Annotated in this window: 20 protein-coding genes; 16 read left to right on the forward strand and 4 right to left on the reverse strand. The window is 65.5% G+C overall.

Translation table 11 applies throughout. The features are described from left to right. Positions 1–15: 15 nt before the first annotated feature. The 15 genes from ACZ9H4_RS11240 to pyrF all read left to right on the forward strand — a co-directional run bounded on the left by ACZ9H4_RS11240 (position 16) and on the right by pyrF (position 17203). Positions 16–936, forward strand: coding sequence for a LysR family transcriptional regulator (locus tag ACZ9H4_RS11240; RefSeq protein WP_408149765.1), 921 nt, complete (start codon positions 16–18; stop codon positions 934–936). A 178-nt stretch (positions 937–1114) separates the two neighbouring features. Then, complete coding sequence (gene tcuA, locus ACZ9H4_RS11245) at positions 1115–2572, forward strand: FAD-dependent tricarballylate dehydrogenase TcuA (protein WP_408156823.1); 1458 nt, start codon at positions 1115–1117, stop codon at positions 2570–2572. Continuing rightward, positions 2559–3782 (forward strand): tricarballylate utilization 4Fe-4S protein TcuB, encoded by a 1224-nt coding sequence (gene tcuB / locus ACZ9H4_RS11250; protein WP_476119062.1) that lies wholly within the window; start codon positions 2559–2561, stop codon positions 3780–3782. The genes tcuA and tcuB overlap by 14 nt, the downstream gene beginning before the upstream one ends. A 57-nt stretch (positions 3783–3839) precedes the next feature. Then, entirely contained in the window at positions 3840–5150 is a 1311-nt protein-coding gene (gene tcuC, locus ACZ9H4_RS11255) for a tricarballylate/proton symporter TcuC (RefSeq protein ID WP_476119290.1), read from the forward strand. 438 nt (positions 5151–5588) lie between these two features. Next, positions 5589–6542 carry an IclR family transcriptional regulator gene (locus ACZ9H4_RS11260; RefSeq protein ID WP_408149758.1) on the forward strand — a complete coding sequence of 318 codons (954 nt, stop codon included), beginning with the start codon at positions 5589–5591 and terminating at the stop codon, positions 6540–6542. Next, positions 6539–7597 carry a 2-dehydro-3-deoxygalactonokinase gene (locus ACZ9H4_RS11265; protein ID WP_476119064.1) on the forward strand — a complete coding sequence of 353 codons (1059 nt, stop codon included), beginning with the start codon at positions 6539–6541 and terminating at the stop codon, positions 7595–7597. The genes ACZ9H4_RS11260 and ACZ9H4_RS11265 overlap by 4 nt, the downstream gene beginning before the upstream one ends. 48 nt (positions 7598–7645) lie before the next feature. Then, the gene (locus ACZ9H4_RS11270) at positions 7646–8326 is read left to right on the forward strand and encodes a 2-dehydro-3-deoxy-6-phosphogalactonate aldolase (RefSeq protein ID WP_121315721.1); all 681 of its coding nucleotides are present in this window, start codon (positions 7646–7648) and stop codon (positions 8324–8326) included. Further along, positions 8323–9099, forward strand: coding sequence for an SDR family oxidoreductase (locus ACZ9H4_RS11275; protein WP_408149754.1), 777 nt, complete (start codon positions 8323–8325; stop codon positions 9097–9099). The genes ACZ9H4_RS11270 and ACZ9H4_RS11275 overlap by 4 nt, the downstream gene beginning before the upstream one ends. Before the next feature lie 144 nt (positions 9100–9243). Continuing rightward, positions 9244–10242, forward strand: a complete 999-nt coding sequence (locus ACZ9H4_RS11280) for an arabinose ABC transporter substrate-binding protein (protein ID WP_168667246.1) — start codon at positions 9244–9246, stop codon at positions 10240–10242. Between the two features lie 332 nt (positions 10243–10574). Further along, positions 10575–12116 carry an L-arabinose ABC transporter ATP-binding protein AraG gene (araG, locus tag ACZ9H4_RS11285; RefSeq protein ID WP_408147739.1) on the forward strand — a complete coding sequence of 514 codons (1542 nt, stop codon included), beginning with the start codon at positions 10575–10577 and terminating at the stop codon, positions 12114–12116. Positions 12117–12171: 55 nt separating this feature from the next. Next, a complete protein-coding gene (gene araH / locus ACZ9H4_RS11290) occupies positions 12172–13188 on the forward strand; it encodes an L-arabinose ABC transporter permease AraH (RefSeq protein ID WP_408147741.1) in 1017 nt (338 codons plus the stop codon). A gap of 52 nt (positions 13189–13240) precedes the next feature. Then, complete coding sequence (locus tag ACZ9H4_RS11295) at positions 13241–14041, forward strand: SDR family NAD(P)-dependent oxidoreductase (RefSeq protein ID WP_408156455.1); 801 nt, start codon at positions 13241–13243, stop codon at positions 14039–14041. A gap of 8 nt (positions 14042–14049) precedes the next feature. Next, positions 14050–14952, forward strand: a complete 903-nt coding sequence (locus ACZ9H4_RS11300; RefSeq protein WP_408147884.1) for an SMP-30/gluconolactonase/LRE family protein — start codon at positions 14050–14052, stop codon at positions 14950–14952. Positions 14953–15161: 209 nt separating this feature from the next. Continuing rightward, the gene (locus tag ACZ9H4_RS11305) at positions 15162–16286 is read left to right on the forward strand and encodes an aldose 1-epimerase (RefSeq protein WP_408147745.1); all 1125 of its coding nucleotides are present in this window, start codon (positions 15162–15164) and stop codon (positions 16284–16286) included. 101 nt (positions 16287–16387) lie between these two features. Continuing rightward, positions 16388–17203, forward strand: a complete 816-nt coding sequence (pyrF, locus tag ACZ9H4_RS11310; protein WP_476119066.1) for an orotidine-5'-phosphate decarboxylase — start codon at positions 16388–16390, stop codon at positions 17201–17203. Positions 17204–17409: 206 nt separating this feature from the next. On the opposite strand, the gene ACZ9H4_RS11315 is transcribed toward pyrF, so the two are convergent. The 4 genes from ACZ9H4_RS11315 to thiL all read right to left on the reverse strand — a co-directional run bounded on the left by ACZ9H4_RS11315 (position 17410) and on the right by thiL (position 20074). Next, positions 17410–17922 (reverse strand): cupin domain-containing protein, encoded by a 513-nt coding sequence (locus ACZ9H4_RS11315; RefSeq protein ID WP_408156457.1) that lies wholly within the window; start codon positions 17920–17922, stop codon positions 17410–17412. Positions 17923–17945: 23 nt separating this feature from the next. Next, the gene (locus ACZ9H4_RS11320) at positions 17946–18446 is read right to left on the reverse strand and encodes a CinA family protein (protein WP_408147751.1); all 501 of its coding nucleotides are present in this window, start codon (positions 18444–18446) and stop codon (positions 17946–17948) included. 64 nt (positions 18447–18510) lie between these two features. Then, the gene (locus ACZ9H4_RS11325) at positions 18511–19083 is read right to left on the reverse strand and encodes a phosphatidylglycerophosphatase A family protein (RefSeq protein ID WP_408147753.1); all 573 of its coding nucleotides are present in this window, start codon (positions 19081–19083) and stop codon (positions 18511–18513) included. Then, positions 19073–20074 (reverse strand): thiamine-phosphate kinase, encoded by a 1002-nt coding sequence (gene thiL / locus ACZ9H4_RS11330; protein ID WP_408147755.1) that lies wholly within the window; start codon positions 20072–20074, stop codon positions 19073–19075. Before thiL ends, ACZ9H4_RS11325 begins: the two co-directional genes overlap by 11 nt. A 207-nt stretch (positions 20075–20281) precedes the next feature. Between thiL and ACZ9H4_RS11335 the strand changes: the two genes are divergently transcribed. Continuing rightward, positions 20282–22621, forward strand: a complete 2340-nt coding sequence (locus ACZ9H4_RS11335; RefSeq protein ID WP_408147757.1) for an NADP-dependent malic enzyme — start codon at positions 20282–20284, stop codon at positions 22619–22621. Positions 22622–22670: the final 49 nt, after the last annotated feature.

Here is a 22670-nt window from a genome sequence, read left to right on the forward strand (position 1 = left end):
TCGCGGGAAACTCCGATGGAACTGCGGCAGCTGCGTTACTTCATCAGCGTGATCGAACACGGCAGCATGGGCAAGGCGGCGCTCGAACTGGGCGTCGTGACTTCGGCGTTGAGCCAGCAGATCGCGCGCCTCGAAAGCGAGCTGTCGACCCGGCTGTTGCAGCGAACCTCGAGCGGCGTCGTGCCGACCGACGCCGGGCTCGCGTTCTGGCGGCAGGCTCAACTGGCACTGCGCCATATCGACGACGCGGCGCTCGCCGCACGCGAGGCGCGGCTCTCAGGACACGTCAGCGTCGGACTCGCGCCCAGCACCGCTGGCGTGCTCGGTCTGCCCTTCATGCGCGCGATGCGCGAACGCTATCCGGACATCCGGTTGCGCATGGTCGAAAGTCTGTCCGGCTATCTCGCATCGATGCTCGGCGCGCGGACCATCGACCTCGCCATCCTGTTTCAGGAAGCCCCCACCCAACGCTGGAGCGTCATGCCACTGCTCGATGAGCGGCTGTTCGTGATCGGTGCGCGTGATCTGGCCGGCATGCCGACGCAACGCGAAGTGCGTTTGTCGAAGCTCGGCGATCTGCCGCTGATCCTGCCGAGCGGCTCGCACGGCTTGCGAGCCTTGCTGACCTCCGCGTTCAAACGCGCGAAGTATGAGCCGCATCTCGCCGCCGAGGCGGACGGCCTCGCGATCCTGATGGACGCGGTGCGCGGCGGATTGGGCGCGACCATCCAGCCCGGCGCGGCGCTCGCGCGATCGGAGAACGCGATGCTTGCAAGCAGCCGCATCGCGGACACCGACGCGCTCAGGGCGAACCTGCTGGTCAGCGTGTCCGACGACGAATTGTCCCCGGCTGCGCTGGCGGCGCGCGTCGTGCTCGCGGACGTCGCGCGTACGCTGGTGAAAGAGGGCCGCTGGCCCGGCGCGAAGCTCAGATAACTCGATCAAGTCCGTCCCTTCACGAAAACTGAAGACCTCTAGCCCGTTTGCTGATGGCGGCGTTTGCCGCCGCTGACTACAGTTCGCCTCGAAGCAATTACGTTGCATGGGACCGGAGTCAGCGCGCTGTATGGCCGACAGCCACAGCACCAACGCCGGTCGACAGGAGGCAAGCTAGATGGTCGATGTACTCGTGATCGGGGGAGGCAATGCCGCGCTGTGCGCCGCGCTGATGGCGCGCGAAGCGGGCGCATCGGTCCTCCTTCTCGAATCGGCCCCGCGCGAGTGGCGGGGCGGCAACTCACAACATACCCGCAATCTGCGCTGCATGCACGATGCACCGCAAGACGTGCTTGTCGAAGCGTATCCGGAAGAAGAATACTGGCGCGATCTGCTGAAGGTGACGGGCGGCATCACGAACGAGCACCTCGCGCGTCTCGTGATCCGCGCGTCCGCAACCTGCCGTCCGTGGATGCGCAAACACGGTGTGCGCTTTCAGCCGCCGTTGTCCGGCGCGCTGCACGTCGCGCGCACCAACGCGTTTTTCATGGGCGGCGGCAAGGCGCTCGTCAACGCCTACTACCGCAGCGCCGAAGCGCTCGGCGTGCGGGTTCTCTACGACACGCCGGTCGACACGATCGAACTCGATGATGGCCGCTTCGTTGCGGCGCGCAGTGGCAGCCGTCGTTTCGAGGCGCGTGCCTGCGTGCTTGCGGCGGGCGGCTTCGAATCCAATCGCGAATGGCTCAGACAAGCGTGGGGCCAGAATGAGCGCGGCGAATGGCCGGCGGATAACTTCCTGATTCGCGGCACGCGCTTCAACAAGGGCGTGTTGCTCAAGTACATGATCGACGTGGGCGCGGATTCGATCGGCGATCCGTCGCAATCCCATTGTGTCGCGATCGACGCGCGCGCGCCGCTCTACGACGGCGGCATCTGCACGCGGATCGACTGCGTGTCGCTGGGCGTGGTCGTCAATCGTGACGCCGAGCGGTTCTACGACGAGGGCGAGGACTTCTGGCCGAAGCGTTACGCGATCTGGGGACGCCTCGTCGCGCAGCAGCCAGGGCAGACCGGCTATTCGATCATCGACGCCAAGGCGATCGGCCGTTTCATGCCGCCGGTGTTTCCCGGTGAGAAATCCGACACGCTGGCCGGACTGGCTCGCCAGCTCGGTCTGCCGGAAGCGGCGTTCGTGCGGACCATCACCGCGTACAACGACGCCTGCCACGTCGGCACGTTCGATCACACCGCGCTCGACGACTGCCACACCGAACAGCTCGACCCACCGAAGACCCACTGGGCCCGGCCGATCGACACGCCGCCGTTCTACGGCTACGCGCTCAAGCCCGGCATCACGTTCACTTACCTGGGGCTCCAGGTCAACGACCGGGCCCAGGTGCATTTTGGCGGCGAGCCGAGCGAGAACCTGTTCGTCGCGGGCGAGATGATGGCCGGCAATGTGCTCGGCAAGGGCTATACGGCCGGGGTCGGCATGTCGATCGGCACGGCGTTCGGGCGCATCGCCGGCACCGGGGCGGCGCGGGCCGCACAGGCGGCTGCGCAAGCGGAGTGCGCGGGACACGCGGCTCGAAGCGCACGCGAATCATCAGGAGTTCTCAGTGCAGAAAATTGAAGCGCTGACGCGTGAAGCGCAGCAATTGGCCGGCTCGCCTGACCGCGCCGATCACGCCGTCGCGCGTGATCCGCAGTCGCGAGTCATCCGTATCGTGCCGCTGACCGATAACGAAACCGAAGTCGCGCGGCAAATGCAGATATGCAACGCGTGCCGCTATTGCGAAGGTTTTTGTGCGGTATTCCCGGCGATGACTCGCCGCCTCGAATTCGGCAAGGCCGACGTGAATTACCTGGCGAACCTGTGCCACAACTGCGGCGCGTGCTTTCACGCGTGCCAGTACGCACCGCCGCACGAATTCGCGGTGAACGTCCCGCAGGCGATGGCGAAAGTGCGGCTCGAAACCTATACCGAGTACGCGTGGCCGCCCGTGATGGGCGCGCTGTACAAACGCAATGGCTTGACCGTCTCGCTGGCACTGGCCGCCGGGCTCGCGCTGTTCCTGATACTCGGCACCGCGCTGTCGGGTTCGCTGCTCGACTACCGCCCGGGCGCACAGGCGTCGAGCTTCTACGCGATCTTCCCGCACAACCTGCTCGCGCTGATCTTCGGCGCGGTGTTCGGCTTTGCGGCGCTCGCGCTGGGTATCGGCGTGACGCGGTTCTGGCGCGACGTGTCGGCGGGCACGGCCTCGGCGCCGGCGATCGTCGAAGCGACGCGCAACGTGCTCGGCCTTACCTATCTCGACGGCGGACACGGCGACGGCTGCAACGAAGCGGACGACCGCTTCACGCTCGCACGCCGGCGCTTTCATCACTTCACGTTCTACGGCTTCATGCTGTGCTTCGCCGCGACCGTGGTGGCGACGCTGTATCACTACGTGCTGGGCGAGGAAGCGCCGTATCCGATGCTGAGCTTGCCGGTCGTGCTGGGCTCGATGGGCGGCGTCGGTCTGCTGATCGGGCCGGCCGGTCTGCTGTGGCTCAACCTGCGGCGCGACCCCGCGCGCGGCGACGCGAAGCAGCGACCGATGGATCGCGGTTTCATCGCGTTGCTGTTGCTGACGAGCGCCACCGGCCTCGCGCTTCTAATAGGCCGTGACACATCCGCCATGCCCGCATTGCTCGCGTCGCACCTGGGCATGGTGATGGCGCTGTTCGCGACGCTGCCGTACGGCAAGTTCGCGCACGGCATGTATCGCAGCGCGGCGCTCCTCAAGTCCGCGATCGAAAAACGCCGCGGCAGCGGCCCGCAAGCCGGCGCCGACTGAGCCTGAAGCGTGAAGCGTCGCCGGCACCGCAAAGACAGAACAACGGAGACCCCGATGATGAACCCCACAAACACGATCGAGACGAGCGCGGCCACGGTCCGCGTGTCGAAAGTCGGCGCGGTACTGCGCGTGACTAGCGGCAACTTTCTCGAACAGTTCGACTTCTTTCTGTTCGGCTTCTACGCCCCTTACATTTCGAAGGTGTTCTTCCCGACGAGCAGCGAATTCGCGTCGCTGATGCTCACGTTCGCCGTGTTCGGCGCGGGTTTCCTGATGCGGCCGCTCGGTGCGATTTTCCTCGGCGCGTACATCGACCAGGTGGGGCGCCGCAAGGGCTTGATCGTGACGCTGTCGATCATGGCGAGCGGCACGATACTGATCGGCTGCGTGCCGGGCTTCACGTCGATCGGTCTGCTGGCGCCGGCCCTCGTGCTGCTCGGGCGGCTGTTGCAGGGCTTTTCCGCGGGCGCCGAACTGGGCGGCGTGTCGGTCTATCTCGCCGAGATCGCGACGCCGGGCCACAAGGGTTTCTATACGAGCTGGCAGTCGGCGAGCCAGCAGGTCGCGATCGTGATCGCGGCGGCGCTCGGCTACGGCCTCAATCACTGGATGAGCGCCGAGACGATCGGCGCGTGGGGCTGGCGCATTCCGTTCTTTATCGGCTGCGCGATCGTGCCGCTGCTTTTCGCGTTGCGCCGCTCGCTGGAAGAGACAGAGCAGTTCAAGGCGCAGCGGCATCGTCCCAGCGCGCGCGAAGTGTTCGGCACGCTGTTGCAGAACTGGAAGGTCGTGTTCGCGGGCATGCTGCTGGTCGCGATGACCACCACGACGTTCTATCTGATCACGGTCTATACACCGACCTTCGGCAAGACCGTGCTGAAGCTTTCGACCGCTGACAGTCTGATCGTGACGCTGTGCGTGGGCATCGGCAATTTCATCTGGCTGCCGGTCGGGGGCGCGCTGTCGGATCGCATCGGCCGCCGGCCGATCCTGATCGCGATTACCGTGCTGGCGATCCTGACCGCGTATCCGGCGCTGTGGTGGCTGGCGTCGTCGCCGAGTGTCGGCCGCATGCTGATCGTGCTGCTGTGGTTCTCGTTCTTCTTCGGCATGTACAACGGCGCGATGGTTGCCGCGCTCACCGAAGTGATGCCGGAGAACGTGCGCGTGGCTGGTTTTTCGCTCGCGTTCAGCCTCGCCACCGCGATCTTCGGCGGCTTTACGCCAGCGGTGTCGACCTACCTCATCCAGGTGACGGGCGACCGGGCGGCGCCGGGTTACTGGCTGAGCTTCGCCGCCGTGTGCGGCCTGGCCGCGACGTTGATTCTTTATCGTCGCAGCGAGGTGGGGAAGCGGTTTGCGATGTAGCTTTGGTGACGGTTCTGCCTGGGAAAAAGCCCGCCCTTGCGCGGGCTTTTTTCATGCGCGGCGAAACGGGCCCGACGCTCCGGTGAGCGCTCTGCCACCGTCCCCGGCGTGCTTCACGCCGCTACCCCGAGCGGCCGGAACCCCGCCTTCCCACGATCCAATCCGAATCAAAACACCCTGAATCCCATTATTTGAATTCACCATTCACATATTGGAGATTTCTCAAAAACGGTCCTACAATCCAACCCAACACGCAACGTGAGCCGGAAAGCCTCATCCATCCGGCCGCGCAAAAGCGACAGCAAAAAAACTGGAGACAAGGCCAAACCATGCCCGACATCACGAGGCAGCACCCCTGCGCCCGCCACTTCGCGCGTATTCAAGGCTTCTCCTCCGGCCCCGCGCTGTAAGCGCACACACCATCCAAAGCCAATCGCCATGAACAAAGCGATGCCTACTCACGCCGCAAGCGCGTCCGAAGCCGATCACGCGAACAACGCCGCGCCGCGCCCGGCCGCCGCCGCCAAGGCGCGCGCCAGCGTTCAACCGGCCGGCGCCAACGGAATCGCCGTGCCCAGCACGCTGCTCGACATCACGCCGCAACAGGCCGGCACGCAGACGCTGCTGCGCGGTCTGGCGATTCTCGAAGCCGCCGCCGCCGGCGTGCGCGATCTGCGCACCTTCGGCGCCGCGCTCGGCACGACCCGCAGCACCACGCACCGGTTGGTGAGCAGCCTCGTGCAGGCGCGCTATCTGCGTCAGGTGCAAGGCGGCTATCTGCTCGGCCCGAAGCTGATCGAACTCGGCACCATCGCGCTCGAACAGATGCCGCTCACCGCGGTTGCGCGCCCGCACCTCGAATCGCTCGCGGAACAGACGCTCGACACGATTCACCTCGGCGTGCGCGACGGCGACGACGTGCTGTACATCGACAAGATTCCCGGCACCCGTGGCCTCGAAATGCGTTCGCGCGTCGGGCACCGGATGCCGCTGGCGTCGACGGGGATCGGCAAGGCGATGATGCTCGACCTCACGCCGGACGTCTGGCAGACGTTGTTCGAGGCATCGCGCCGCGCGCTCGCCGGCGTCACGTTCAAGCCGGACAACCGCCCCGACGCACCGACCTTCATGCAGCGCATGACCAATTACGCAGCCGGCGGCTATACCTTCGACCTCGAAGAGAACGAAGCGGCGATCCGCTGCGTGGCGGCCCCGGTGCGTGATGCGTCGGGTGCGGTGGTGGCGGCATTGTCGGTGGCGAGCACGATTCCGTACATGCCGCTCGAACGCATGGACGAACTGATCCCGGTCGTGCAGCGCGAAGCGCGCGCGATCTCGGAAGAACTCGGTTGGCGCGCGCCGCAACCGACAACCCGCAGGATCAAACGATGACACAGGCGGGTTCTCTCACACCGGCAGGCAACCATCTGGCCGCGGGCGTCGTCGCCGACGCCGGCCTCGCGAATGCCGCGCTGATTGCGCTCGACTGGGGCACGACCTCGTTGCGCGCCTATCTGTACGACGCCGAGGGCCGGGTGCTGGCGACACGCGCGTCGCCGGCCGGCGTCATGAATCTGCCGCGCAGCGCGGAACAGGGTGGCTTCGACGCCGCTTTCGAGGATGTGTGCGGCGCCTGGCTCGACGCGGCGCGCGGCGTGCCGGTGATCGCGGCGGGGATGGTCGGCAGCGCGCAGGGCTGGCTGGAGGCGCCGTACGTCGACGCACCGGCGAGCGCCGATGCGCTGGTGAGCGGGCTCGTTCGCGTGCAGGCGGCATGTGGCGCGACGCTGCACATCGTGCCGGGCATCCTGCAACGCGGCGAACTGCCCAACGTGATGCGCGGCGAAGAAACGCAGATTTTCGGCGCGCTCAGCGAAGACGCGAACGCCGCGGACTACGGCAAGCGCGCGCTGATCGGCTTGCCGGGCACGCACGCGAAATGGGCGCTCGTGCAGGCAGGCCGCATCGAACGTTTTCATACCTTCATGACGGGCGAAGTGTTCGCGGCACTGCGCGAGCATACGATTCTCGGCCGCACGATGGTCACGCCGGATCGTCCGGATACCGAAGCATTCCTGCACGGTGTGAGCATCGCGCGTGAAAAGGGCCAGGCGGGCATGCTCGCGACCGTTTTCAGCGCCCGCACGCTCGGCCTCACCGGACAACTCGCGCGCGACGAGCAGCCCGACTATTTGTCGGGCCTGCTGATCGGCCACGAACTGGCCGGCCTCAACGCCGTGCTGACGCAACAGCAGAGCTCGCTCGCCGCACAGAGCCTGCGCCTGATCGGCAATGAAGCGCTATGCGAGCGTTATCGACTCGCACTCGCGCAATTCGGCTGCACCCAGGTGGAACTGGTCAAGCAGGCCACCGAGCGCGGCCTGTGGCGCGTCGCCTCGCAGGCGGGGCTCGTCAATCCGGCCGCTCACGCGGCGCGCGCCGACTAAGCGGCGTGCCAGGCCATCTCCGTGCCGCTTACGAAACAAGGAACCGACATGCAACCTCACATCAATCTGCCCGCACCGTACATGCCGCACGCGGGCCTGATCGCGGCGTTCGAAGTCTGTCCGCTGATCGCGATCATGCGCGGCGTGACTCCCGCCGACGCGGCCGATCACGGTCAGGCGCTGTACGAAGCGGGCTTTCGCATCGTCGAAGTGCCGTTGAATTCGCCGCAGCCGTTCGACAGCATCGCCGCGATCCGCAAGGTGTTGCCGGCGGATGCGATCGTCGGCGCGGGCACGGTGCTGCATCCGAGTTTCGTCAACGACGTGAAGTCGGCGGGCGGCGAGCTGATCGTGATGCCGCATAGCGATCCCGAAGTCGTCGCCGCCGCTAAAGCGCAGGGCCTTGCCTGTGCGCCGGGCGTCGCCACGCCGACCGAAGCGTTCATCGCGTTGAAGAACGGCGCGGACGTGCTCAAAATGTTCCCCGCCGAACAGCTCGGCTGCCAGGTCGTCAAGGCATGGCGCGCGGTGATCGCGGCGCAGGTGCCGCTGGTGCCGGTCGGCGGCATCACGCCGGACAACATGGGACCGTTCCTGAGCGCCGGTGCGAACGGCTTCGGCCTCGGCTCGGCGCTGTACAAGCCGGGTCAGAGCGCCGCCGTGACCGCCTCGCATGCGAAGGCGTTCATCAACGGCTTGCGCATCGCCCGCGCGGGTGCGAAGAAATGAAACGGCTCGCCGGCAAAGCCGCCCTCGTGACCGGCGCCGGACGCGGCATCGGCGCGGCGATCGCACTCGCGTTCGCGCGGGAGGGCGCGTCGGTCGTGCTCGCGGAACTGGATATCGACACCGCCCAGCAGACGGCGGCGCACATCAAGGCGCAAACCGGGGCGCGCGTGCTTGCGGTGCGCACGGACGTCACGCAGTCCGCCTCGGTTCAGCAGGCGGTGAGCGAGGCGCAGCAGGCGTTCGGCGCAGTGGACGTGCTGGTGAACAACGCGGGCATCAACGTGTTTTGCGATCCGCTCACCATGACCGACGACGATTGGCGGCGCTGCTTCGCGGTCGATCTCGACGGAGTGTGGAACGGTTGCCGCGCGGTGTTGCCGGGCATGGTCGAACGCGGCGCGGGCAGCATCGTGAATATCGCGTCGACGCATGCGTTCAAGATCATTCCGGGCTGCTTTCCGTACCCGGTGGCCAAACACGGCGTGATCGGCCTGACGCGCGCGCTCGGCATCGAATACGCGCCGCGCAACGTGCGCGTCAACGCGATCGCGCCAGGGTACATCGAAACGCAATTGACGCACGACTGGTGGAACGAACAGCCCGACCCGGCCGCCGCGCAGCAGGCGACGCTCGATCTGCAGCCGATGAAGCGCATCGGCCGCCCGGAAGAAGTGGCGATGACGGCGGTGTTTCTCGCCTCGGACGAAGCGCCGTTCATCAACGCCAGTTGCATCACCGTGGATGGCGGCCGCTCGGCGCTGTACCACGACTGATTCACGACGGATTTTTGCAGTACGCAGGTTTGCGCAGGGGCGCAAAAGTACACCGGACGACGCGCTGGCCGCGTGTGTCATCACCGGTACAAGAAGACGCGGCCGCTTACCTTCTCGTTATCAATTAGTCAGGAGACACGCATTATGAAACGTAGAATTTTCCTCACGCTGGCAGCAGCGGCGACGGGTGTGCTCTTCAACGCACCGGTCGCGCAGGCGGCCGATCCGGTCAAGATCGGCTTCCTCGTGAAGCAGCCGGAAGAGCCGTGGTTCCAGGACGAATGGAAGTTCGCGGAAATCGCTGCGAAGGAGAAGGGCTTCACGCTCGTGAAGATCGGCGCGCCGTCGGGCGAGAAGGTGATGAGCGCAATCGACAACCTGTCGGCACAGAAGGCGCAAGGCTTCGTGATCTGCACGCCCGACGTCAAGCTCGGACCGGGCATCGTCGCGAAGGCGAAGGCCGACAAGCTGAAGATGATGACGGTGGACGACCGCCTCGTCGACGGCGCGGGCAAGCCGATCGCATCGGTGCCGCATATGGGCATCTCGGCGTACAACATCGGCAAGCAGGTCGGCGACGGTCTCGCGGCCGAAATCAAGAAGCGCGGCTGGGACATGAAGGACGTGGGCGCGATCGACGTGACCTACGAACAGCTGCCGACCGCGCATGACCGCACCAGCGGCGCGACCGACGCACTGGTCGCCGCCGGCTTCCCGAAGGCGAACGTGATCGCCGCGCCGCAAGCGAAGACGGACACGGAAAACGCGTTCAACGCCGCCAACATCGCACTGACGAAGAACCCGCAGTTCAAGCACTGGGTGGCTTACGCGCTGAACGACGAAGGCGTGCTCGGCGCGGTGCGCGCAGCGGAAGGCCGCGGCTTCAAGGCCGACAACATGATCGGTATCGGCATCGGTGGTTCGGACTCGGCATTGAACGAGTTCAAGAAGCCGACGCCGACGGGCTTCTACGGCACGGTCATCATCAGCCCGAAGCGCCACGGCGAAGAAACCTCGACGCTGATGTACGACTGGATCACGCAAGGCAAGGAACCGCCGCTGCTCACGCTGACGACCGGCATGCTGGCCACGCGTGAGAACGTCGCCGATGTGCGCCAGAAGATGGGCCTCGCGTCGAACTAAGCCTGTGACACGCGGTGCAATGAAGTGAACTGCCGGCGCGTCACGCTCGAAACGTGACGCGCCGGCAGCAGCAATAAAAGATCAGCAGTAGAGACAAGCCATGTTTGCGCCTGCCCGTGAGGTACGAAGTTCGAGGCACGGCGAGGCGCGGTTCACATGAAACGGCAACTATCTTGCATAAGTTCGGGATAAGCACTCAAGCGCTACGCCCGGCGACTGCAACAAGTTACATGGGACCGGAGTAAGAGCTTTGCATGGGACCGGAGTCAGTGCTGAAGCACGAACGCCGGCCGACAGCCAAAGCACTCACACCGGTCGACATAGGAGGCGAAGTGTCAGCGACGCTACGTTTTGACAATATCGGCAAAGTCTTTCCAGGCGTGCGTGCGCTCGACGGTGTGTCCTTCGACGTCAACGTCGGCCAGGTTCACGGCCTGATGGGCGAAAACGGCGCAGGGAAATCGACCCTGCTGAAGATACTCGGCGGTGAATATCAGCCCGATTCGGGCCGCGTGCTGATCGACGGCAACGAGGTGCGCTTTTCGAGCGCGGCGTCGTCGATCGCGGCGGGAATCGCGGTGATTCACCAGGAACTGCAGTACGTGCCCGATCTGACGGTCGCGGAAAACCTGCTGCTCGGCCAGCTGCCGAACTCGCTCGGCTGGGTCAACAAGCGCGAAGCCAAACGCTTCGTGCGCGAACGTCTCGAAGCAATGGGCGTGGCGCTCGATCCGAACGCGAAGCTGCGCAAGCTCTCGATCGCGCAACGGCAGATGGTCGAAATCTGCAAGGCGCTGCTGCGCAACGCACGGGTGATCGCGCTCGACGAGCCGACCAGTTCCCTGTCGCATCGCGAGACAGAGGTGCTGTTCAAGCTGGTGCGCGATCTGCGCGCCGACAACCGGGCGATGATCTACATCTCGCACCGCATGGACGAGATCTACGAGTTGTGCGACGCCTGCACGATCTTCCGCGACGGCCGCAAGATCGCTTCGCATCCGACGCTCGAAGGCGTGTCGCGCGACACCATCGTCAGCGAGATGGTGGGGCGTGAAATTTCGGACATCTACAATTATTCGGCGCGCCCGCTCGGCGAAGTGCGCTTCGCGGCGAAAGCGATCGAAGGCCATGCGCTCGCGCAACCGGCCAGCTTCGAAGTGCGGCGCGGCGAGATCGTCGGCTTCTTCGGACTGGTGGGCGCGGGCCGCAGCGAGCTGATGCATCTGGTCTACGGCGCGGATCACAAGAAGGGCGGCGAACTGCTGCTCGACGGCAAGCCGATCAAGGTGCGCAGCGCGGGCGAAGCGATCAGGCACGGCATCGTGCTGTGTCCGGAAGACCGCAAGGAAGAGGGCATCGTCGCGATGGCGACGGTCTCGGAGAACATCAACATCAGTTGCCGACGTCACTATCTGCGCGCGGGGATGTTCCTCGACCGCAAAAAGGAAGCGGAAACCGCGGACCGTTTCATCAAGCTGCTGAAGATCAAGACGCCGAGCCGCCGCCAGAAGATCCGTTTCCTGTCGGGCGGCAATCAGCAGAAGGCGATTCTGTCGCGCTGGCTCGCCGAACCCGATCTGAAAGTCGTGATTCTCGACGAGCCGACGCGCGGCATCGACGTCGGCGCGAAGCATGAAATCTACAACGTGATCTATCAGCTGGCCGAACGCGGCTGCGCGATCGTGATGATTTCGTCGGAATTGCCGGAAGTGCTCGGCGTGTCCGACCGCATCGTCGTGATGCGTCAGGGCCGGATTTCCGGCGAACTGGCGCGCCAGGATGCCACGGAGCAATCGGTGTTGAGCCTCGCGCTGCCGCAAAGCTCGACCGCGCTGCCTGAGACGACCGCAGCCGCCGCCCAGCACGCGGCCTGAACCTTATTTGGACGCAAGTCCGGCAACCCGTGGGGATACGGGAGGAGTATTGAACATGCAAGCCAGAGAAAACCTCGCGCAACAGGCCGCCAAAAGCGCCGCCGATGCGCTGATTCCGCAAGCCAACGACAAGGCGAAATGGTGGCAGCAGATCACCGAGTACAGCCTGATCGTGATCTTCGTCGTGATGTTCGTCACGATGTCGCTGACCGTCGATCACTTCTTCTCGATCGAGAACATGCTCGGCCTCGCGCTGTCGATTTCGCAGATCGGCATGGTCGCGTGCACGATGATGTTCTGTCTCGCCTCGCGCGACTTCGACCTCTCCGTGGGCTCGACCGTCGCGTTCGCCGGTGTGTTGTGCGCGATGGTGCTCAACGCCACGGGTAATACGTTTATCGCGATCATCGCGGCGGTCGCGGCGGGCGCGGTGATCGGTTTCGTCAACGGCGCGGTGATCGCGTATCTGCGCATCAACGCGCTGATCACGACGCTCGCGACGATGGAAATCGTCCGCGGCCTCGGCTTCATCGTGTCGCACGGTCAAGCCGTGGGCGTGTCGTCGGAGACATTCATCGAGCTGGGCGGCTTGAGCTTCTTCGGCGTGTCGCTGCCAATCTGGGTCACGCTGCTGTGCTTCATCGTGTTCGGCGTGATGCTCAACCAGACCGTGTACGGCCGCAATACGCTCGCGATCGGCGGCAATCCGGAAGCGTCGCGTCTGGCGGGTATCAATGTCGAACGCACGCGCGTCTACATCTTCCTGATTCAAGGTGCGGTGACCGCGCTGGCCGGTGTGATTCTGGCGTCGCGCATCACGTCGGGTCAGCCGAATGCCGCGGAAGGCTTCGAGCTGAACGTGATCTCGGCGTGCGTGCTGGGCGGCGTGTCGCTGCTCGGTGGGCGCGCGACGATTTCCGGCGTCGTGATCGGCGTGCTGATCATGGGCACCGTCGAGAACGTGATGAACCTGATGAACATCGACGCGTTCTATCAGTACCTCGTGCGTGGCGCGATTCTGCTCGCCGCCGTGCTGCTCGACCAGTTGAAGAATCGCGGCTCGCGCGACTGAACCCGCGACTGAACCCGTCACTTATCCAATCAGCTCTCAAAGGAATCGAACGATGTCGTCTCCGGCCAATGCAAATGCCCGTCTCGCGGACAGCGCGTTCGCGCGCTATCCGAGTCTCGTCGACCGTACGGTGTTGATCACGGGCGGCGCGACCGGTATCGGCGCATCGTTCGTCGAGCATTTCGCGGCGCAAGGCGCACGCGTCGCGTTCTTCGATATCGACGCGAGCGCCGGTGAAGCGCTCGCCGACGAACTCGGCGATTCGAAGCACAAGCCGCTGTTCCTGACGTGCGATCTGACCGACATCGACGCGCTGCAGAAAGCGATCGCCGATGTGAAGGCCTCGCTCGGGCCCATCCAGGTGCTGGTCAACAACGCGGCGAACGACAAGCGCCACACGATCGGCGAAGTGTCGCGCGAGTTTTTCGACGCGGGCATCGCGGTGAATATCCGCCACCAGTTCTTCGCGGCCCAGGCCGTGATGGAAGATATGAAGGCGGCCAACAGCGGCTCGATCATCAACCTCGGCTCGATCAGCTGGATGTTGAAGAACGGTGGCTATCCGGTGTACGTGATGTCGAAGTCGGCGGTGCAGGGTTTGACGCGCGGTCTCGCGCGCGACCTCGGACACTTCAACATTCGCGTCAATACGCTGGTGCCGGGCTGGGTGATGACGGAGAAGCAGAAGCGCTTGTGGCTCGACGACACCGGCCGCCGCCAGATCAAGGAAGGGCAGTGCATCGACGCCGAGCTTGAGCCGTCCGACCTCGCGCGCATGGCGCTGTTCCTTGCCGCCGACGACAGCAAGATGATCACCGCGCAGGACATCGTCGTCGATGGAGGCTGGGCGTGAGCGCTGACATGCCGTCGCACGCCGCTGCGTCGCGCGCGTCGTTGCTGATCGACACGCAATGCACGCTCGGCGAAGCCGCGACGTGGTGCGCGAGAACCGGCCGCTTCTACTGGACCGATATCGAAGGCGCGCGCCTGTGGCGCTACGATCCGCGCGACGGCGGCAGCACGTTCTGGCCGATGCCCGAGCGGCTCGCGACGTTCGCGCTGTGTGCGAATCCCCGCTACCTGCTGCTCGGTCTCGCCACGCATCTGGCGTTTTTCGATCTGACGACGGGCAAGACGCAGCGCATCGTCGACGTCGAACCCGGCTTGAACACGCGCGTGAACGACGGCCGTTGCGACCGTCAGGGGCGCTTCGTGTTCGGCACGAAAGACGAAAGCGGGCTGGCGCAACCGGTCGCCGGCTTTTACCGGCTTAATCACGATCTGTCGCTGGAGCGCCTGCCGTTGCCTGCGCCGGCCATCTCGAACAGCATCGCGTTCAGTCCCGACGGCGCGACGATGTACTACTGTGATTCGAAGGTGCCGGAAATCCGCTCGTGTGACTATCGCGCGGACGGCAGTGTCGCCAACGATCGGCTGTTTGCGCGCGTGACCGACGCGGGCGTGGAGCCGGACGGCTCGACCGTCGATCGCGACGGCGGGCTGTGGAACGCGCAGTGGGCAGGCGCGAGCGTAGTGCGCTACGGTCCCGACGGTGTGGAAACCGAGCGCGTCGACGTGCCGACCGCGCAGCCGAGTTGCGTCGCGCTCGGCGGTCCCGAACTCGACACGCTGTACATGACGAGCGCGCGCGCCGACCTCGACGCCGCCGCGCTTGCGGCCGATACTCGGGCGGGCGGCGTGTTCGTCGCGCCGGTCGAACGGCACGGTTTGCCCGAGCCGGAGTTCCAGGGCGCGCCCGCCTAGCGCAGAATGAGGCAGCACCGTTCGCGGGGCCGCACTGCGGGCACGTCTCGCCATGTTTTTGAAAGTGAACCAGAAGGTAATGTCGCAATTCCAGTGGCAGCAAATCGGCAGCATGCAGTTGGACCCAGAGGCGACCCGTTCCAGAAAGTCGCCCTACAGCATCCGTCAGCAATGACGGCAACGTCCCTCGCCTCTCGATGGAGCCAGATATGACTGTTGCGAATCTTGTTTCCGCTTCCTCACCCGTTTCTTCGCTCGCTTCTTCTTCCGCTTCTTCGTCCGCTTCCGCTTCTACGTCCGCTTCTGCATCGACCTCGCAGAGCCGGCGCTCGCGCCTCGCCGCGGCCGCCAATCCGGTGCTGGCCGGGCCGAGCACGTCGGCGGTGGCGGTCGGCGAAGGCAGCGCCGGCGATGTCGCGTGCATCACGCTCGCCAACGCGCATTTGCGGCTCGACGTCGCGCCGACGCTCGGCGGCGGCGTCACCCGTTTCGACTGGCGCAACGACGGTGCGCTCACGCCGATTTTCCGGCGCTGCCGCCACGTCGGTGCCGACACGCAGCCGAACCAGCTTGCCTGCTATCCGCTGCTGCCGTATTCGAACCGGATCGGCGGCGGGCATTTCAACGTGGCGGGGCGGCGCGTCGAGGTACCGCGCAATCGCGCCGACGAACCGTTGCCGATTCACGGCGACGGCTGGCTCTCGGCGTGGCAGGTGGTGGAGTCGGATCGCGAAAACGTGCGCCTGACGCTCGATCGGCATGACGGCAAGCCGTACGCGTACCGCGCGGCGCAAACCTATACGCTGGACGGCCCGACGCTCGTCGTCACGCTGGAGATCGAAAACGCCGGGCGCGACGCGCTGCCGTTCGGGCTGGGTTTGCATCCGTTCTTCGTGCGCGATGCGGACACCGAGCTGTCGGCGGCGGCCGGCGGTCTGTGGCTCTCCGGTGAAGACTGGCTGCCGATGCGCCATGTGCCGGCGCCGCCCGCGTGGCAATTCGGCGTCGCGTATCCGTTGCCGGAGACCATCGTCAACCATGCTTTTACCGGCTGGAGCGGCCAGGCGGCGGTGGTGTGGCCGAAGCGCCGTCTGTCGTTGAACATCGCCGCCGATACCGATTACTACGTGCTGTACACGCCGCCCGGTGAAGAGTTTTTCTGCTTCGAGCCCGTCGATCATCCGATCAACGCGATGAATCTGGCCGGCGGCGCATCTGAAAACGGCATGACGCTGCTCGCGCGCGGCGAGCGGCTGACGCGGACGTTCCGGTTTACCGTCGAACGTACCGGGCTGCGTTCGATGCCCGGCGCGCGCGGGGCGCGGCGGCAGTAAGTCGTGGGGCGGGGCGGCGGGCGACGTTTGGGCGCGGGCCGCCGCGCAGGACAGGTAAAATACCCGCCTCTTCCGATTACCGGCTCGCCGCGAGACCCACCATGTCCCATTTCATCCAGACACTCAACGACGCCTGGCAGCGCACCAACTCACTGCTGTGCGTCGGCCTCGATCCCGAGCCGAGCAAATTTCCCGGCGCGCTCGCCGGCCGGTCCGATGCGATTTTCGATTTCTGCCGCACGATCGTCGATGCGACCGCGCCGTACGCGTCGTCGTTCAAGCCGCAGATCGCCTACTTCGCCGCGCATCGCGCGGAAGACCAGCTCGAACAACTGATCGCCCACATTCACGCGAACCATCCCGGCCTGCCGGTGATTCTGGACGCGAAGCGCGGCGACATCGGCAGCACCGCCGAACAGTACGCGCTCGAAGCGTTCGAGCGCTACCAGGCGGACGCGGTGACGGTGAATCCGTACATGGGTTTCGACTCGATCCAGCCGTATCTGGAGCACGAAGGCAAGGGCGTGATCGTGCTGTGCCGCACGTCGAATGCGGGCGGCTCCGATCTGCAATTCCTGGAGACGGGCGGCCGTCCGCTGTACCAGGTCGTCGCGCAACTGGCGGCGGACAAGTGGAACGCGAGCGGCCAACTGGCGCTGGTGGTCGGCGCGACGTTCCCGAAGGAAATCGAAGTAGTGCGGGGGATCGTCGGCGATATGCCGTTGCTGATTCCGGGCATCGGCGCGCAAGGCGGCGATGTCGAGGCGACCGTCAACGCCGGGCGCACCGCGAACGGCACGGGCATGCTGATCAACTCGTCGCGCGCGATCATCTACGCGGGCAAGGGCGACGATTTCGCGCAAGCCGCCGCGAAGGCCGCGATGGAAACGCGTGACCGGATCAACGCGTTCCGGTAAGCGCGGGAAGCCGTGGCTGGTGAAGCCGGCGACGCCGGCCACGCAGTAATGGCCGGCAGTTTGAACGGCCCGGGTGCGGGCCGGTTTCAGAAGATCGGTTCGGAACCGTTCAGACCGTTGTGCCTGATGGGAGTTGGACGAGGTTCACAAGACCTGGCCGACCGGCTGGCTAGCCAAGCACCGCGGCTAACCACCGAAAGCTCTGCTCAACGCACCGGTCCCAGCCGCGCAATCAACCCCGCATGCTGTGGATGCTCCGCCTTCAGCGCATCCATATCCGCGATCTCAAACTCGCTGAATTCGAATCCCGGGGCGACCGTGCAACCCACCAGCGCGAACGTCGCCGGATCGGCGCATTCCGCCGCGAACCAGAGGCCCGCCGGCACCACTGCCTGAAACACGGCGTCGCGATGCGTCAGCGCATTGCCCAGCTTATGCGTGACCAGCGTGCCGCTCGCATCGAGCACGTGGACATTCAACGGCTCGCCCGCATAGAAGTGCCAGACTTCGTCGGACCTGATCCGATGCCACGCCGAATGCGCGCCGTCGCAGAGCAGGTAGTAGATCGCGGTCGACGCCGAGCGATTCTGCGTTGAACCGCCGTCGCGAATCACACGCTGCGCCGACCGATACGTCTCGTTAAAAAAACCGCCTTCCGGATGCGGCTTCAGATCGAAGCGGCGGATCAGTTCGTCCCTGCTTGCGTGCGAATCCGGCATCGTTCCCGCCTGTCGAACGAGGGTCAATGTTCGCGCTCGTCGAGCAGCGCGAGCACGCCGCGCAGCGCATGCGCCGCGGCCTGCACGCGGATCTGTTCGCGGTCGCCCTTGAAGATCTTCGTTTCCACCGACGTATGCAGCCGGTTGCTCCAGCCGAACGACACCATGCCGACCGGCTTGGTCTCGGTGCCGCCGCCCGGTCCGGCGACGCCGGTGATCGACAGCGACACCTGCGCGCGGCTGTTGCGCAGCGCGCCCTCGGCCATTGCGCGCGCCACCGGCTCACTGACCGCGCCGTGCTTGTCGATCAGATCGCCGGGCACGCCGATCATCTCGCTCTTCGCCTGATTCGAATACGTGACGAAGCCGCGCTCGAACCAGCCGCTGCTGCCGGAAATGTCGGTAATGGCGGTCGCCACCATGCCGCCCGTGCAGGACTCGGCGGTGACGAGCATCAGGCGTTCGTCGCGCAGACGGTTGCTCACGCGAATCGCGAGCTGGTGAACGACGGAATCGGTAGGCATGGCGTCAATCCGGAAAACGGGAGCCGGCGATCAGGCACGGCAGGCGGCGATTGCCGGGTGGCGGTTACACCGACATGCGCCAGAGCGCAATCACGAGCAACGTGAAAAAAGCGGCGACCAGGTCATCGAACATGATGCCAAAGCCGCCTTTCAGACGGCGGTCGAAATAACTGATGGGCGGCGGCTTCACCATGTCGAAGAAGCGGAACACGATGAATGCCCACAGCTGGCCGGTCAGCGTGGCCGGCGTGACCATCAGCAGCACCAGCCAGAAGGCGATGATTTCATCCCACACGACCGGCGACGGATCGTCGATGCCGAGCCGCCTGGCGGTAAAACCGCAAATCGCAATGCCGCCGATGAAGCCCACGCCGATCAGCACGCCCCACTCGATCACGGTCAGATAGCGGCTCAGCACGGCGAACGACGCCCACGCGAACAGCGTGCCGATCGTGCCCGGCGCCACCGGCGACAAGCCGCTGCCGAACCCCAGCGAGAGCAGGTGCAACGGATGCGAGAGCATGAAACGCGCGGTGGCGCGGCGCGGCTGAGGCCGTGGCGCACGAGGTTGCGGCGTCTGGGGCGGCTCGCCGCCGATGAGATCGTCGGCGGGGCGGAGCGGGGGGTCAGTCTGCATGGAAGTGATCGAAGCCTTGCAACGTCAGGGTGAGTGGCGCGCCGGCGGCATCGCGCCAGTCGATGGCGGGGCGGTCGTCTGCCGCCGGGAGTGCGCTTATTGTACCGACGCGGGTGACCGGTACGGCCGCCCCGCGTCCGGCCGCTTCGACCGCGGCGCGCGCCGTGGCCGGTGCGGTGAAGCACAGTTCGTAGTCGTCGCCGCCGGCGAGTGTGCAGCGTCGTTGAATGTCGGGCGCGAGGCGGCGCAGCGCGGCGGAGCGCGGCACGGCGTCGGCATCGACCGTGGCGTGCATGCGCGAGCGTTCGAGGATGTGCAGCAGATCGCCCGCGAGGCCGTCCGACAGGTCCAACGCCGCATGCGCGATGCCGCGCAGCGCCAGCCCGAGCGGTACACGCGGCTCCGGCCGTTCGAGGGCGCGACGAAACGTCGCAGTGTCGTCGGCATCGGCCGACCACTCGCCGCGTAGCACGCCGAGGCCGGCGCGCGCGTCGCCGAGGGTGCCGGAAATCCAGATGTCGTCGCCCGGCTGGGCGGCGTCGCGACGCAGCGCCGCTCGCGGCGGCACGCTGCCGAACACGGTCACGCACAGATTCAGCGGGCCGCCCGTCGTGTCGCCGCCGATCAGTTCGCAGCCGTAGCGCCCGGCCAGCGCGAATAGTCCTTCGCTGAACGCGGCGAGCCAGGCTTCGTCCGCTTTCGGCAACGAGAACGCCAGCGTGAACGCCTGCGGCTGCGCGCCCATCGCGGCGAGGTCCGACAGATTCACCGCGAGTGTCTTGTGACCGAGCGCTTCGGGATCGACATCGGCGAGGAAGTGGCGGCCTTCTACCAGCATATCCGTCGATATCGCCAGCATTTCGCCCGCGCGCGGCGCGAGCAGGGCGCAGTCGTCCCCGATGCCGAGCGCGCCGGCGGCGGCGTCGGACGGTCGAGCGGCGGCGGCCCGGCGGGCAAAGAAACGGTCGATCAGCGAAAACTCGGAGAGCATATTGGCCAATGGTGAACGGGATAAGTGCCGCGAACTGCGGCTAACGGCGCGCATTGTACGAAGTCGCTACGCGATCGGCGCCGGATTCCCCGGCCGCACCGCTTCGGGTCGCTCTTGGGCGGCGCATGGCGGCCCGTCCGTTCGCGCCGTTTAAGTCGCGGCAGTTGTACCCGTATTGAAGGAATCGCGTAGGCAATTGGGGCTACAATGCCGTCGAACGTCTATTCTAATCCGCACTTCGAAGCCCGCCTTATGTCGAATCCCGTCAATAGCAAACTCCGCGAAGCCGCACTCGATTACCACGAGTTCCCGACCCCCGGGAAGATCGCCATCGCCCCGACCAAGCAGATGATCAACCAGCGCGACCTCGCGCTGGCGTATTCGCCTGGCGTCGCGTTCGCGTGCGAGGAAATCGTCGAAAACCCGCTGAACGCCGCGCGTTTCACCGCGCGCAGCAACCTGGTCGGCGTCGTCACGAACGGTACCGCGGTGCTGGGTCTGGGCAACATCGGGCCGCTCGCGTCGAAGCCGGTCATGGAAGGCAAGGCCGTTCTGTTCAAGAAGTTCGCCGGCATCGACGTGTTCGATATCGAGCTGAACGAGTCGGACCCGCACAAGCTGGTCGACGTGATCGCCGCGCTGGAGCCGACTTTCGGCGGCATCAACCTGGAAGACATCAAGGCGCCGGACTGCTTCATCGTCGAGCGCGAGTGCCGCAAGCGCATGAAGATTCCGGTCTTCCACGACGACCAGCACGGCACCGCGATCGTCGTTGCGGCGGCCATCACCAACGGTCTGAAGGTGGTCGGCAAGGACATCAAGAACGTCAAGCTGGTGTCCTCCGGCGCGGGCGCGGCTGCGCTGGCCTGTCTGGATCTGCTGGTCGACATCGGCCTGCCGCTCGAAAACATTACCGTGACCGACCTGGCCGGTGTGGTCTACAAGGGTCGCGTCGAACTGATGGACCCGGACAAGGAGCGCTTTGCGCGTGAAACCGACGCCCGCACGCTCGCCGAAGCGATCGGCGGCGCGGACGTGTTCCTCGGCCTGTCGGCCGGCGGCGTGCTCAAGCAGGACATGGTCAAGCAGATGGCCGACAAGCCGCTGATTCTGGCGCTGGCCAATCCGACACCGGAAATCCTGCCGGAACTGGCACTCGAAGTGCGCCCGGACGCCGTGCTGTGCACGGGCCGCACCGATTACCCGAACCAGGTGAACAACGTGCTGGTGTTCCCGTTCCTGTTCCGCGGCGCACTGGATGCCGGCGCGACGACAGTCACGCGGGAAATGGAAATTGCCGCGGTCAACGCGATCGCCGAACTGGCGCGCCAGGAGCAGAGCGACATCGTCGCGACGGCCTATGGCATTCAGGATCTGTCGTTCGGCCCGGAATATCTGATTCCGAAGCCGTTCGACCCGCGTCTGATCGTCAAGGTCGCGCCGGCGGTGGCGAAGGCTGCGATGGATTGCGGCGTCGCCGAGCGTCCGATCGAGGACATGGATGCGTACGAACAGCATCTGCAGCAGTTCGTGTATCACAGCGGAACGACCATGAAGCCGATTTTCCAGCTCGCGCGCAGCGTCGAGCCGGAGAAGAAGCGCATCGTGTTCGCGGAAGGCGAAGAAGAGCGCGTGCTGCGCGCGATGCAGATCATCGTCGACGAAAAGCTGGCAAAGCCGATTCTGATCGGCCGTCCGGCGGTGATCGAGCAGCGCATTGCGCGTTACGGTCTGCGCCTCGTCGCGGGTCAGGACTACACGGTCGTGAACACCGATCATGACGAGCGTTACCGCGATTTCTGGCAGGAATACGCGAAAATGATGTCGCGCAAGGGCATCACGCCGCAAATGGCGAAGCTCGAGATGCGTCGCCGCACCACGCTGATCGGCGCGATGCTGGTGAAAAAGGGCGAAGCGGACGGGATGATCTGTGGCACCGTCAGCACGACGCACCGGCATCTGCACTTCATCGATCAGGTGATCGGCAAGAAGGCAGGCGCCAAGGTCTACGCGGCGATGAACGCGCTCGTGTTGCCGAATCGCCAGATTTTCCTGGTCGATACGCATGTGAACGTCGATCCGACGCCGGAGCAGCTCGCCGAAATCACGATCATGGCCGCCGACGAAGTACGCCGTTTCGGTATCGAGCCGAAGGTCGCACTGGTCTCGCACTCGAACTTCGGTTCGAGCAACGCGCCGACCGCGCAGAAGATGCGCGACACGCTGGAGATCCTGCGGGAACGCGCGCCGGAACTGCAGGTGGATGGCGAGATGCACGGCGACGTCGCGCTCGACGCGAATCTGCGCCGCGAAGTGCTGCCCGATTCGACGCTCGAAGGTGACGCGAACCTGCTGGTGCTGCCGAACATCGACGCGGCCAACATCTCGTACAACCTGCTGAAGACGGCGGCCGGCAACAACATCGCGATTGGCCCGATGCTGTTGGGCGCGGCCCAGCCGGTGCACGTGCTGACGCCGTCGGCGACGGTGCGCCGGATCGTCAATATGACGGCGCTGCTGGTGGCGGACGTGATCGCTGCCCGCTGATCCGTTCGGCTGATGCATGGCGCCGGATGGTCGGGTGCCATGCAAAAAA

It is taken from the genome of Paraburkholderia sp. TE9906, assembly GCF_056279605.1.

What these genes read in the sequence shown, in the direction of transcription:
- ACZ9H4_RS11295 (WP_408156455.1), top strand. Translation starts at nt 13,241, where the DNA reads ATGTCGTCTCCGGCCAATGCAAATGCCCGTCTCGCGGACAGCGCGTTC.
- ACZ9H4_RS11240 (WP_408149765.1), top strand. Translation starts at nt 16, where the DNA reads ATGGAACTGCGGCAGCTGCGTTACTTCATCAGCGTGATCGAACACGGC.
- thiL (WP_408147755.1), bottom strand. Translation starts at nt 20,074, where the DNA reads ATGCTCTCCGAGTTTTCGCTGATCGACCGTTTCTTTGCCCGCCGGGCC.
- tcuA (WP_408156823.1), top strand. Translation starts at nt 1,115, where the DNA reads ATGGTCGATGTACTCGTGATCGGGGGAGGCAATGCCGCGCTGTGCGCC.
- araH (WP_408147741.1), top strand. Translation starts at nt 12,172, where the DNA reads ATGCAAGCCAGAGAAAACCTCGCGCAACAGGCCGCCAAAAGCGCCGCC.
- ACZ9H4_RS11275 (WP_408149754.1), top strand. Translation starts at nt 8,323, where the DNA reads ATGAAACGGCTCGCCGGCAAAGCCGCCCTCGTGACCGGCGCCGGACGC.
- ACZ9H4_RS11265 (WP_476119064.1), top strand. Translation starts at nt 6,539, where the DNA reads ATGACACAGGCGGGTTCTCTCACACCGGCAGGCAACCATCTGGCCGCG.
- pyrF (WP_476119066.1), top strand. Translation starts at nt 16,388, where the DNA reads ATGTCCCATTTCATCCAGACACTCAACGACGCCTGGCAGCGCACCAAC.
- ACZ9H4_RS11305 (WP_408147745.1), top strand. Translation starts at nt 15,162, where the DNA reads ATGACTGTTGCGAATCTTGTTTCCGCTTCCTCACCCGTTTCTTCGCTC.
- ACZ9H4_RS11320 (WP_408147751.1), bottom strand. Translation starts at nt 18,446, where the DNA reads ATGCCTACCGATTCCGTCGTTCACCAGCTCGCGATTCGCGTGAGCAAC.
- tcuC (WP_476119290.1), top strand. Translation starts at nt 3,840, where the DNA reads ATGAACCCCACAAACACGATCGAGACGAGCGCGGCCACGGTCCGCGTG.
- ACZ9H4_RS11315 (WP_408156457.1), bottom strand. Translation starts at nt 17,922, where the DNA reads ATGCCGGATTCGCACGCAAGCAGGGACGAACTGATCCGCCGCTTCGAT.
- ACZ9H4_RS11260 (WP_408149758.1), top strand. Translation starts at nt 5,589, where the DNA reads ATGAACAAAGCGATGCCTACTCACGCCGCAAGCGCGTCCGAAGCCGAT.
- ACZ9H4_RS11335 (WP_408147757.1), top strand. Translation starts at nt 20,282, where the DNA reads ATGCCGTCGAACGTCTATTCTAATCCGCACTTCGAAGCCCGCCTTATG.
- ACZ9H4_RS11325 (WP_408147753.1), bottom strand. Translation starts at nt 19,083, where the DNA reads ATGCAGACTGACCCCCCGCTCCGCCCCGCCGACGATCTCATCGGCGGC.
- ACZ9H4_RS11270 (WP_121315721.1), top strand. Translation starts at nt 7,646, where the DNA reads ATGCAACCTCACATCAATCTGCCCGCACCGTACATGCCGCACGCGGGC.
- ACZ9H4_RS11280 (WP_168667246.1), top strand. Translation starts at nt 9,244, where the DNA reads ATGAAACGTAGAATTTTCCTCACGCTGGCAGCAGCGGCGACGGGTGTG.
- ACZ9H4_RS11300 (WP_408147884.1), top strand. Translation starts at nt 14,050, where the DNA reads ATGCCGTCGCACGCCGCTGCGTCGCGCGCGTCGTTGCTGATCGACACG.